This window comes from Mesorhizobium norvegicum, from assembly GCF_004919685.1.
GTDB classification, from domain to species: domain Bacteria; phylum Pseudomonadota; class Alphaproteobacteria; order Rhizobiales; family Rhizobiaceae; genus Mesorhizobium; species Mesorhizobium norvegicum.
Window position 1 is genome coordinate 75,014 of the sequence record NZ_SMYZ01000044.1, and the last position, 10,518, is coordinate 85,531.

Here is a 10,518-nt window from a genome sequence, read left to right on the forward strand (position 1 = left end):
TCGCAACGCTTTCATCTTCGGAACCTTGACTATGATCCTTAGGGCAGCATTGACAGTCGTGGGGGGCCGCCTCCGCCGGGCGAATTCCCATGTCGAGACGGAGCAGAGACGGCAAACCCTGCTCAGTGCAACGGCGCGCCGCAAGACGTTACTTCGCGCCCCGCGCCGCCGTGCCATCGTCCGATCGCGCATTCCAGGTGCAATCCTGCTCCTCCTCGCTCTTGTGCTTGCGGGAGTTGCATTTCTGTCGCGCCTCGTTGATCTGGGGCAGAACTGGCCGACGCGGCCGTGGACCGATCTCGTGGCCGACTGGCGCTATTTTTCCGATCCGCTGGTCTTGCTGGCCGGCCCGGACGCTCTTCCGGTTTGGCTGGGGATCGCAACCCTGGGCTTGTTGCTCATACTAGCCGCCCGCAAGGCAAGGCGAAGGGGCGGCTTGCCAAGCGCGTTCGCGAACGCCCGCGCCAAACCCTCGGTAAGGGACATCCAGCCACCGCCGGGTTCGGAACTGGCCTATGCGTTGCGCTCCTGCAAGGCAGCATTTGCGGGCGTCGCGGCTTTTAGCGGCGTGAGCAACATCCTCATGCTGACCGGCGCGATGTTCATGTTGCAGGTTTATGATCGCGTACTGCCAAGCCGCAGCGTTCCGACTCTGGTGGCCATGGCGATATTGGCCGGCGTTCTGTTTGTCGGGCAGGCGGTCATCGATCTCGTGCGCGGCCGCATCATGACCCGGATCGGCGCTGAACTGGACGAAACGGTCGGGGGACGCGTGTTCACCGCCGTGTCAAGGCTGCCCTTGTACATCGGCCAGCAGGGCGACGGGCTGCAGCCGCAGCGCGATCTCGACAACATCCGCACATTTCTCTCGAGCCCCGGGCCCAGCACGCTCTTCGACTTTCCGTGGCTGCCCTTTTATCTGGCGATCATCTGGAGCCTTCATCCGACCCTCGGGATCACCGCCATTTGCGGCGCGATCGTGTTGGTGACGCTGACGGCCGCGACCGAGGTCTTTACGCGCAAACCGATGGGCGCCGCGGTTCTGACAGGTTTGCGGCGCAACAGCTTCGCCGAGGCCAGTCGCCGCAACGCTGAGGTCCTTGCGGCAATGGGCATGGGCAAGCGCCTGCACGACCATTGGCGGGAAGCGAGCCGCGAATATCTTACGCAACAGCAGCGTGTCAGCGATCTAGTCGGAGGCTTCGGCAGCTTCGCCCGCGCCTTTCGACTGATGCTCCAGTCGGCAATGCTGGGTATGGGCGCCTGGCTGGTGATCCAGGGCGAGGCGACGTCCGGGGTCATTATCGCCGGCTCCATCCTTGCGGGCCGTGCGCTTGCACCTGTTGATCTTGCCATCGCCCATTGGCGCAACTTCGTGGCCGCGCGCCAAAGCTGGAGCAGGCTGAGCAAGGTGCTCGCCCGATTGCCGCAGGACGCTCAGCCGATGGCACTTCCGGTGCCCAGTTCGAATCTGACGGTGGAGTGCATCGCGATCGGCGCTCCTGGCGTGCAACGGATCATCGTGCAAGGCGTGGACTTCAGCCTGGACGCCGGCTCGGTGCTCGGCATCATCGGATCAAGCGGTTCCGGCAAATCGAGCCTCGTTCGGGGGCTGGTCGGCGCATGGCGACCGATGGCTGGCCGCATCAAGCTGGATGGCGCCGCGCTCGATCAGTGGTCGTCGGAGCGCCTTGGCCGCTTCATAGGTTACCTTCCGCAGGACGTCGAACTGTTCGCAGGAACGGTTGCAGCCAACATCGCCCGCTTCGAACCTGGATCGGACCCGCATGCCATCGTTGCCGCCGCCCGCGCTGCCGGTGTCCATGAGCTGATCATCGGTCTTCCCAATGGCTACGAGACGCAGATCGGCGAGGGTGGAACCGCGCTTTCAGCCGGGCAGCGTCAGCGGGTTGCGCTGGCACGCGCGCTCTATCGCGACCCGTTCCTGGTCGTCCTCGACGAGCCCAACTCCAATCTCGACATCGAAGGCGAAATGGCGCTTGCCGAGGCCATCCTCGCAATCAAGGCGCGCGGCGGCATTGTGGCGATCGTGGCCCACCGCCCGAACATTCTCACCACTGTGGATTTCCTGCTGATGATGAAAGGTGGGCAGATGCACATGTTCGGCACGAGACAGTGCGTTCTGTCCAAGCTCTTTCCGATGCCACAGGTCATGCCCGAGAGCCTCCAGCCTGTTTCAAGTTCACCCCAACTGCCGAATTGATGGAAACGGACACATGACGGCTGCGATTTTGAGCCGATCGCTTTCCAACCGGCGATCCATTCGCCGTAACCTGCTGGGCGGGACGACCGTCGTCGCATTGCTCGTCGGCGGAATGGGAGTCTGGGCCGGGACGGTGGACATTTCGGGAGCAGTGATTTCGCATGGCGCGGTGGTCGTCGAGACCAGCGAAAAGAAAGTGCAACACCCGACCGGCGGCGTGGTCGGCAAGATCTTCGTGCGCGATGGCGACCGTGTGCGGGCCGGAGATATCTTGGTCCAGCTCAGCGACACCATTCCGCGTGCCAGTTTGGCTTACGTGACAAAGAACCTGGATGAGCTCTATGCGCGAAAGTCCCGGCTCGAAGCCGAGCGTGACGGCGTTGAGCGAATGACGCTTGCCCCAATGCTCGTGGCGCGAATGAACGACCCTGAGATTGCCGCCACGGTGGCCAGCGAACAACGGCTCTTCGAGCTTCGTCGAACCGAGGTGTCTGGCAACAAGGCACGCTTGCGCGAACGCATCGAACAGCTCGGGAAACAGATCGAAGGCTATGCGGCCCAGGAATCGGCAAAGACGAAGGAGATCGAGCTGATCCAAGACGAACTCGTCGACATCCGCAGCCTTGTCAAGATGAAGCTCACCCTCAAGTCGAAGCTGACCGAATATGAACGCGAGGCAGCACGCATCGAGGGCGAGCGGGCGCAACTTGTGTCGAGCATGGCGCAGGCAAAGGGAGCAATCGCCGAAGTCGAGCTGCAGATCCTGCAGCTGGACAAGGAGTTCTCCAGCGAGACCGGAAGCGAACTGCGCGAGGTTGAGGCCAAGATTGCCGAGTTCGAGGAGCGAAACGTCACCGCCGAGGACCAGCTGTCACGCATCGATATTCGCGCTCCCGCCAGCGGCACGGTCCATCAATCTTCAGTCCATACCGTGGGCGGCGTGATCAGCGCGGGGGAGCCGATCATGCTGATCGTGCCCGACACCGACACTCTCACGGTCGAGGTGAAGGCCGCTCCGCAGGACATCGATCAGCTCTTGATCGGCCAGCGCGCGCTTCTTCGCTTCACCGCCTTCAACGTCCGCACGACGCCCGAAACAGAAGGTGTGGTGTCCATGATCGCGGCCGACGTAACGCGCGATCAGCACACCAACGAAGTCTACTACGTGGTCCGCATCACACCCGACCCGAAGGATTCGAAGAAACTCGGCCCTGTCTCGCTCCTTCCCGGCATGCCGGTGGAAGCATTCATACGCACTGGCGACCGCAAGGTGCTCTCCTACCTGATGAAGCCTTTGACGGACCAGATGATGCGCGCGTTCAGGGACCAATAGCCGCGCGGCGCAGCTTGTCGTGCGGCTCGGCGCAATCTTCTCACCTTGGCAACGGAGACTCGTCAGATGGCAACAGGGCTGAAACCTCCGATTTTTCTGATCGGCAACTATCGGTCGGGCACAACAATTGCGCAAAAATTGATCGGGCTGCACCCCGACATCGTTACCTGGTACGAACCGAAAACATTGTGGTTATACGCCGATCCGGCGCGGCGTCATGACGAATTTGGCGAAACCGATGCCACCGAAAAGGTCGCTCGTTACATTCGTGGCCGGTTCCTTGAATACCAGTCGCGGCACGGCGACCGACAAATCATGGAAAACACGCCTGCCAATGTCTTGCGCGTTCCGTTTGTCCACGAAATTTTTCCGGAGGCCATATTTCTGTATATTACGAGGAATCCATTCTCGTACATAAGCTCGATGGAGCTTAAATGGCAGCGGGCAAAGTCTATGAAGGGCCTGATACGGCTCTTGAAACTCACTCCCGTCACGCAGATTCCTTATTACGCAAACGACCTCATAAGACAGATAGTCACAAAAAGGCTATTGGGGAAAAAATATACATCGATCTATGGGCCGCGTTACAAGGGCATAGATCGGGATTTGAAGGAGCAAGAAAAGTTGACGGTGATCGCGCGCCAGTGGGCGCGTGGCAATCGAAAGGCTCGAGAAGATCTCGCCAGGCTGGGCAACGGCCGCGTGCTGTCTTTTCGCTATGAAGATTTGATACAGGATCCCGAGTTTGTCTTGCGGCGCATCTATGAACATTGCGGACTGAACTGCACCGACGATATCGCTCGCACGGCCAAGGAGATGATCGACCCCGGCCGCCAGCAGAAGTGGCTCCGCCTCGAAAGGAAGGATCTGACGGCGATCATACCGGAGATCCGGGATGAGATGGAGTTCTATCGCTACGAAATCCCTTCGCCCCTTCAGTAGCCAAGGCGCGCTGGGCGCGGGCGGGCGGCACCGCAGCCGACGCCTCCTTCATGACCGGTGCGATCGTGACGGCGGGCAGGCGCGGGTGCTTCGCCCAGCATCATGGATCGTTCGTCCCTGTGCGAATCGGGCCCGAGGGCAATCAAATCCCCAAGTCCGTTGTGTAGCTCGGCGGATCCAGGAAAACGCAATGGCCGCCTGTTTGGGTCGGCCGAGGAGTGGAGAGAGGCGTGAGCAACAACGGGCGCGGGTTGGCAAAACAAAGTGTCGTGGGCATGTTCTGGACGGCTCTGTCCATGGGTGCCCTCGCGGTCGCGGAGCTTGTCGCTCTTCTCATCCTGGCCCGGCTGCTATCGCCCAATGAGTTCGGTCTTTACTCCGCAGCGCTGATCGTCATCAAGTTTTCGGCGATCTTCCAGGGACTTGGCATTACCCCCGCGATCGTCCAACGACCTGTGCTGGAAGAGCGGCATATTCGGGTCGGGTTCACCTTGTCGTGCCTCCTCGGCCTGTTTGTGTCCGCGTTGGTCTGGGCGATGGCACCGGCAATTGCCGGCCTCCTTCGGCTCGCCGATCTGGCTCCCGTCGTTCGTGCCATCTGCTTCGTGTTCCTTTTCCAAGGGGCGTCCATGGTGGCATTGGCCGCGGCCCAGCGCGCGCTGCGATTCCGCTGGCTGGCGCTCGTCGATGCCTGCGCCTTCGCTACCGGCTACGTCGTTGCCGGTCCGGTTCTGGCTTGGCTCGGCTTCGGCATTTGGGCGCTTGTCGGCGCGCTCCTGATCCAGCAATTCATCCGCATGATCGTGCTGCTCGCGGGCCAGCGGCATCCGATGCGGCCATTGCTGGAGCGGCGCGCCATCGTCGAACTGCTCTATTTCGGGAGTGGCTTCACCATTGCGCGGGTGTGCAATTATCTCGCCACCCAGGCGGACAGGCTTGTCGTGGGCCGCTGGCTCGGCGCCGATGCGCTCGGCCTGTACGGCCTGTCGTCACAGCTCATGACGACGCCCGCGGTCATCGTCGGTCAGGTTCTCGATCGCGTGCTGTTCCCGACCATGGCACTGGTCCAGGAGCAGCCCGCGCGGCTTGCCCGTGCCTATCGCAGCGCGGTCGCGGGTTGCGCTCTGCTCGTTCTGCCAGCCAGTGTGGTCGTGGCGATCGTCGCGCCCGAGTTGGTTGTGGTCATTCTGGGACGGGGGTGGGTAGGCGTTGTCGTCCCGCTGCAGATCCTGGCGTTCAGCATGCTGTTCCGCACGAGCTACAAGCTTAGCGATTCCGTCTCGCGCGCTACCGGCACGGTCTACGCTCGCGCCTGGCGCCAGGCCGTTTTCACCATCGGCGTCTTCGCCGGATCCCTCATAGGGCAACGCTGGGGCATAGAAGGCGTGGCGTTCGGCGTCGGCGCGGCCTTCGGGATCAACTTCTTCCTCATGGCACAGTTGAGCCTCCGGGTGACCGGGATGACGTGGGCGGACTTCTTCGTGGCGCACCTGCCTGGCCTCGCGCTCGCCGGCGTTGTCGGGACCGGCGTCTGGGCACTCGTGGAATGGCTGCGCGAGTTCCAGCTATCTCCTCTTCTCCTGCTCATCGAAACAGCATTGCTGGCATCCGCCGGGGGCTTGCTGCTGTGCTGGATCCTGCCGTCGCTGTTCCTTGGACGGGACGGCCTATCACTGCTGCGTCTGCTCGCGGCCGTAGCGCCCGCCTGGCCCAGACTGAAGAAGGCAACAGACTGATCAGCGATAGAAGTCGACCCTTGTGCCCGACCGGCGGGCCATGGCCTTCGTGTCACGGCTTTCACGCGCGGCGCCGTGTTCGATCTGGGGTCGGAAACTGACGCCCTGTCGGGCACGCCGAGATTCCGGTCTTGGTCGAGGGAAATGCCTAAAGGAGATTCGACGTGGCTAAACTAACTGAGCTTCGCTGGAGTGACGCGAAACTCTTGATGACGGAGTTCGGCATCGACCCCGGCATCAAGGGCGACTGGCTGAACATCGACAATGGGACCGCGCCAATCGTAGGGGCGAGCGGCAACGAGACAGCTCGCGAGCCCTCCGATCTTAGCGACGGTCTCGCTGCCGAAACCGGCAAGGGCAGCCACACTCCCGGCCTGGATCCGGCCGCGAGCAAGCTCGATCTCATCTCCGCGCACGGCATCGCCCCGACATGGGGAAGCGATGGCGGATTGAAACTCACCGGCCTCGCCGAGACGGCAGCCGGGCTTGGCATTCATCTGGACAGCAGTTTTCTCGACAGCGTGACGGCAAATGCCTCCGGCTTCGGGCATCATGCGGACAGAAGCGTCACCTTCGCCGCTCCTACCCTCATCGCTGACACCAGCACAGTCTCGACGGGCGCTACCGAAACCACCAGCAGCTTCCTCGCCGCCAGCTTAAGTGCGATCGACCCCATCTTCGAAACGAGGGTGGCGTCCGCCGGCGACGATGTCGAGGAGAAGGGCTCCGGTACGATATCGGGCAATGTCGACGATCTGGAACTGGGCTATGACGGCAGCACCCGCCAGACGGTCGGCATCCGCTTCACCAGCATCGACCTTCCGAAGGGCGCCATCATCACCAACGCCTATATCCAGTTCCAGGCCAATGAGGTGAAGACCGGCGCGGCGTCGCTGCTCATTCAAGGCGATAATGTTGACGACGCCAGCCCTTTTACGGCCGTCAGCTTCAACGTGTCCGCGCTTCCGAGGACGACAGCCTCCACGGCCTGGACGCCGGACCCGTGGACCACGGTGGGCGAGCATGGCCTGGCCCAGCGCACGCCGGACCTCTCGGCGGTCGTGCAGGAGATCGTCAACCGCTCGGGCTGGGCCGCGCTCAACGATATGGCGTTCCTGGTCACCGGCACTGGCACGCGCACGGCCGACTCGTACGAGTTTAACCCGGCCACCGCGCCACTGCTGCATATCGAATATCTGCTGCCAGGACCCGGCAATCCAGTAGCCTTCAACGCACCGCCCGACGCCGACTCCACCGCCAACCAGATCGCCGAGCTTGCGGCGGCTGGCACGGCCGTCGGCATCACCGCCTCGGCCACCGATCCCGACGCCGGCTCGACCGTCACCTACAGCCTCAACGACACGCGCTTCGCCATCAACGCCAGCAGCGGCGTCATCACGCGCTCGGCCACCGGGACGCTCGACTTCGAGACCCAGACATCGATCAACCTGACGGTGACGGCAACCTCCTCCGACGGCAGCACCGCCAACCGGGCCTTCACCCTCGCCGTGCTCAACAGTCCTGAGCCGGTCGCGTTCAACACCCCGCCGGATGCCAACACCGCCGTCAACCAGATCGCCGAGCTTGCGGCGGCGGGGGCAGCCACCGGGATCACAGCCTCGGCCAGGGATCCCGATGCCGGATCGACGATCACCTACAGAATCGACGACCCGCGCTTTGCCATCAACGCCAGCACCGGCGTCATCACGCGCTCGGCCACCGGCACGCTCGACTTCGAGACCCAGACATCGATCAATTTGACGGTGACGGCAACCTCCTCCGACGGCAGCACCGTCAACCACGCCTTCACCCTCGCCGTGCTCAACAGCCCGGAGCCCGTTGCGTTCAACACCCCGCCGGATGCCAACACCGCGGTCAACCAGATTACACAGAACGCCGCCGCCGGCACGGCGATCGGGATCACCGCCTCGGCCAGGGATCCCGATGCCGGATCGACGATCACCTACAGCATCGACGACCCGCGCTTTGCCATCAACGCCAGCACCGGCGTCATCACACGCTCGGGCACCGGCACGCTCAATGCCCAGACCGAGACGTCGGTCGCCTTCACCGTGACCGCGAAGTCGTCAGACGGCAGCATCGATACTCATGCCTTCAGCGTTGCTGTCACCGATGGTAGCCAGCTGCTGCCCACATCGGTGACCTTGTCACACACCATCCTGACTTCGCAGTGGTCGCCGCCGAGTCCCGACCCGACTGATATCGTCTATATCTCTCACCTCGGCACGTTGCTGGTTGCCGACAGCGAAGTCGAGGAGATACCTGCGCTTTTTACTGGCAAGAATCTCTACCAGATGAATTTGAACGGCACCCTTGCGGGCACGCTCACGACCGTCAAGTTCTCCGATGAGCCGGCCGGGGTGGCTTATAATCCTGCTAACCACCATCTCTTCTTCGCGGACGACACTGCCCCGAAGAGCGTGTACGAGCTCAACCCCGGGCGAGACGGGCTTTACAACACATCCGACGACAAAGTGACCTCATTCAAGACATCCGCGTTCGGCAGTTCGGATCCGGAGAGCGTCGCCTATGACCCGAACCATCGAGTCTTGTATGTCGCGGATGGCTCAACCCAGACGATTTACACCGTCGCACCGGGTCCCAACGGCAGATTTGACGGCGTCCCGAGCACGGGTGGCGATGATATCGTGACGAGTTTTTCCGCGCAGGCGCTCGGAATCCCTTCGGACGAGAGCATTGCCTACGACGCGGTCCACGACCTCCTTTACATCCTTCAATCGCGCAACTCAGTGGCAATGGTGACACCGACAGGTGGGTTGCTGGGCACGCTCGATATCTCCGCAGCGAATGCGCAAAAGCCGGCGGGATTGGCGCTGGCGCCGAGCAGCGACGATCCAAGCCACCAGATGAGCCTCTACATCGTCGATCGCGGCGTGGACAACGACCCGAATCCGACCGAGAACGACGGCAAGATCTATGAATTCCATTTGAATGGTTGGCTGCTCGCCTGATCCGGCAGGGCGCGTTGCTTCAAGGTCCTGCCGTGGTCCAGTTCACTGCAGCCTGCCGGATGCCCAGCAAGCACATCGCCTCCCCATACGCCTCTAACCGCTGGCGTCCTCGATCGCCGCGGACCGGACCTGGCCCTGCCGCCCATATCAGGGCCTAGCGAGGCCCAGGTGCGGAAAACTACGGCAAAGGAGTTCTGCCATGTCCAAACCACATCGGCTTCCAGACAGCGGCAATGCAATCGGACTGCTCGCGACGGAGCTCGGTTCGACGCCCCTCCTCAAAGGCCTTCAACCGCTCGATGACGGCTCGGTCACGGCGTTCGCAACCGGCGGTCCGAAGATTGCGGAGCACCTGCATGGCGATGACGGCGTGCCGCAGGCTTCCGGGGCATCGGATGGCGTCAGCCTCGCCGTCGAAACCGGCAAACACAGTGACAGTCAAAGCGCCGTCCCGATCACGGCAACCGGTGGCGAGCTGATCGGGCTGGCGGACGCGGCAGCCGGGCTTGGCATCCATCCGGATAGCACCTTTCTCGACACCGTGGCGACGAGAGACACCGGCCTCGGGCAGTTTGCGGGAACGGGCCATGCCGGCAGCGGCGTCACCTTCACCGCCTCTACCCCCATCGCTGACACCGGCACGGTCTCGACGGGCGCTATCACCACCAGCAGCCTCGCCGCCCTGAATGCAATCGACCCGATCTTCGAAACGAGGGTGGCGTCCGCCGGCGACGATGTCGAGGAGAAAGGCTCCGGTACGATCGGAACCAACATCAGCGATCTGGAACTGGGCTATGACGGCAGCACCCGCCAGACGGTCGGCATCCGCTTCACCAGCATCGACCTTCCGAAGGGCGCCATCATCACCAACGCCTATATCCAGTTCCAGGCCAATGAGGTGAAGACCGGCGCGGCGTCGCTGCTCATTCAAGGCGATAATGTTGACGACGCCAGCCCTTTTACGGCCGTCAGCTTCAACGTGTCCGCGCTTCCGAGGACGACAGCCTCCACGGCCTGGACGCCTGACCCGTGGGCCATTGTGGGCGAGCATGGCCTGGCCCAGCGCACGCCGGACCTCTCGGCGGTCGTGCAGGAGATCGTCAACCGCTCGGGCTGGGCCGCGCTCAACGATATGGCGTTCCTGGTCACCGGCACCGGCACGCGCACGGCCGACTCGTACGAGTTCAACCCGGCCACCGCGCCACTGCTGCATATCGAATATCTGCTGCCAGGACCCGGCAATCCAGTAGCCTTCAACGCACCGCCCGACGCCGACTCCACCGCCAACCA

General features: G+C 62.7%; 5 protein-coding genes and 1 pseudogene. All 6 read left to right on the forward strand.

Annotated elements, in window-relative coordinates; genetic code table 11:
- Positions 1 to 31: 31 nt before the first annotated feature.
- The gene (locus tag FCU66_RS19075) at positions 32 to 2,224 is read left to right on the forward strand and encodes a type I secretion system permease/ATPase (RefSeq protein WP_246093951.1); all 2,193 of its coding nucleotides are present in this window, start codon (positions 32 to 34) and stop codon (positions 2,222 to 2,224) included.
- A 13-nt stretch (positions 2,225 to 2,237) separates the two neighbouring features.
- On the forward strand, positions 2,238 to 3,557 hold the full coding sequence (locus tag FCU66_RS19080; RefSeq protein ID WP_136621169.1) for an HlyD family type I secretion periplasmic adaptor subunit: 1,320 nt from the start codon (positions 2,238 to 2,240) through the stop codon (positions 3,555 to 3,557).
- Positions 3,558 to 3,623: 66 nt separating this feature from the next.
- Positions 3,624 to 4,499: a sulfotransferase family protein gene (locus FCU66_RS19085; RefSeq protein ID WP_136621170.1), complete on the forward strand. Its 876-nt coding sequence runs from the start codon at positions 3,624 to 3,626 to the stop codon at positions 4,497 to 4,499.
- A 230-nt stretch (positions 4,500 to 4,729) separates the two neighbouring features.
- Positions 4,730 to 6,235, forward strand: a complete 1,506-nt coding sequence (locus FCU66_RS19090) for a lipopolysaccharide biosynthesis protein (protein ID WP_246093952.1) — start codon at positions 4,730 to 4,732, stop codon at positions 6,233 to 6,235.
- 449 nt (positions 6,236 to 6,684) lie between these two features.
- Positions 6,685 to 9,228 (forward strand): hypothetical protein, encoded by a 2,544-nt coding sequence (locus tag FCU66_RS19095; RefSeq protein WP_181956563.1) that lies wholly within the window; start codon positions 6,685 to 6,687, stop codon positions 9,226 to 9,228.
- 199 nt (positions 9,229 to 9,427) lie between these two features.
- A pseudogene (locus FCU66_RS19100) lies at positions 9,428 to 10,518 on the forward strand (hypothetical protein); the annotation flags it as partial.

Excerpts from the sequence above, each read along its gene's own strand:
- FCU66_RS19075 (WP_246093951.1), top strand. The coding sequence starts at position 32 with ATGATCCTTAGGGCAGCATTGACAGTCGTGGGGGGCCGCCTCCGCCGG.
- FCU66_RS19080 (WP_136621169.1), top strand. The coding sequence starts at position 2,238 with ATGACGGCTGCGATTTTGAGCCGATCGCTTTCCAACCGGCGATCCATT.
- FCU66_RS19085 (WP_136621170.1), top strand. The coding sequence starts at position 3,624 with ATGGCAACAGGGCTGAAACCTCCGATTTTTCTGATCGGCAACTATCGG.